Source organism: Siminovitchia fortis (assembly GCF_007681465.1).
Taxonomy (GTDB): Bacteria; Bacillota; Bacilli; order Bacillales; family Bacillaceae_C; genus Siminovitchia; species Siminovitchia fortis.
The window spans coordinates 1-1570 of sequence record NZ_VEKZ01000135.1 but is presented as its reverse complement, the minus strand read 5'-3'; the positions used below and the strand labels follow the sequence as shown (position 1 = coordinate 1570).

Genomic DNA, 1570 nt, shown 5'->3' with positions numbered 1-1570 from the left:
CCTGAATTACGAAAGTAAAATCTAGTAACTAAATACAAAAAGGGCTCCAGCCTTTGGTATAATTGTGTTTGAGAAAACTACAATCCCAAAGAAAGGAGCACCTTTAAGGTGAAGTTTACCACAAACCTATCAAATATTAAAGTTAGCTTTAATTTAAAAAATTCCACCAATATTGCGGGACTGCTTCCATTCCTTCAGTTCCTGAAACAAATGGAGATTGAAGGCACGTTTCGTTGCTTTGATTCCATCAAGAAAGGCAATTCAAAGTTTCCATTTCGCAAAATCATTGTCTATTTGATCATTGGCTGGATGGCTTCCTGCAGCCGGCTTTTCCACTTTCGTTCTCTGCAGAAGGATGCCCTGGTCCAACAGTTTATGGGAGGCAGGTGCCCGCATCATACTTTATTGGGCAAGGACTTAAGATATCTTGCCAAATTCAATGTACAGCCAGACATCAAAGAGCTGATGCACGACATCATTGAGCCTGCCTTGCCATCCTCTTTGATATTGGACTTTGATTCAACCATCGAAACCGTCTATGGACATCAGGAAATGGCTAAAACAGGACCCAATCCCCATAAACCCGGGCGCAAAAGCTATCATCCTCTGTTGGTCTATGAAGGGAAAACCCGTCTATGCCTGAATGCAGCCCTGCGACCCGGAAACCGGCATACGGCTGACAATGCCATTGATCTTGCGGAAGAGACCTTGAATCTGCTCTCTGAATCCCAGACTGTTTCCTATGCCCGTTTTGACAAAGGCTTTGCCGGGGAAGACTTTTACGGGTATTGGGAAGGAAAGCAGATTGACTATGCCGGTAAACTGAAGTGGACAGGCCGGCTGGCCAAAACGGTTTATACCGATCCGGAACCATGGATCCGGTTCGTCGATGAAGACATTGTCATTGAAGGCAAGACGATCGACTATCAAGCCACTTCCTGGGATAAGTCAAGGCGCGTTTCAGTGATCCGGAAAGCTGCCCGTTTTGAGATGGATCAAGTGCAATTGATTGATTTCATCTGGGAACATGAGGCCATTGTCCATACTATGGATTGGTCTCCGATGGACATTTGGCGTTTCTACAACCAAAGGGCCTGCATGGAAAACTACATCAAGGAAGCAAAACACGGGTTTTCCATCAACCGGATTCCTACGGGATCATTCAAGGCCAACGAACTGGACCTGCTGATCAAGCTATTTGCGTATAACCTGTTTGAACTTTTTAAAATGGATCATTGCCCTGCCCCTATGAAAAGCTATACCATCCAAAGATTTCGCAGGGAAATCGTTCAGGCAGCAGGAGTATTCGTCTATCATGCCAGACAAATCATGTTAAAGATTCAGGAAGGCTACCTTCATAAAAGGGCTTTTACAAACATGGTTCAAAGCATACAGCAGCTTGAGTGACTGGCAGTAACTGAATAATTGGAAATTCATGGCCCCTTCATTTTGGGGAGGGGGAAGTTATATCCAATTTGCCGGATTAAAGGATTTTTGATAGCCAAATTTACAAAGTTTTACCAAATAGCCCCAGAATTAATGTTCAGTAAATTTACTTTCGTAATTTGGG

1 protein-coding gene is annotated in these 1570 nt (G+C 43.8%); it reads left to right on the top strand.

Features of this window, described 5'->3' with window-relative positions; genetic code table 11:
• Nucleotides 1-108: 108 nt before the first annotated feature.
• Nucleotides 109-1407 carry an IS1380 family transposase gene (locus FS666_RS19220; RefSeq protein ID WP_144463775.1) on the top strand — a complete coding sequence of 433 codons (1299 nt, stop codon included), beginning with the start codon at nucleotides 109-111 and terminating at the stop codon, nucleotides 1405-1407.
• Nucleotides 1408-1570 lie beyond the last annotated feature (163 nt).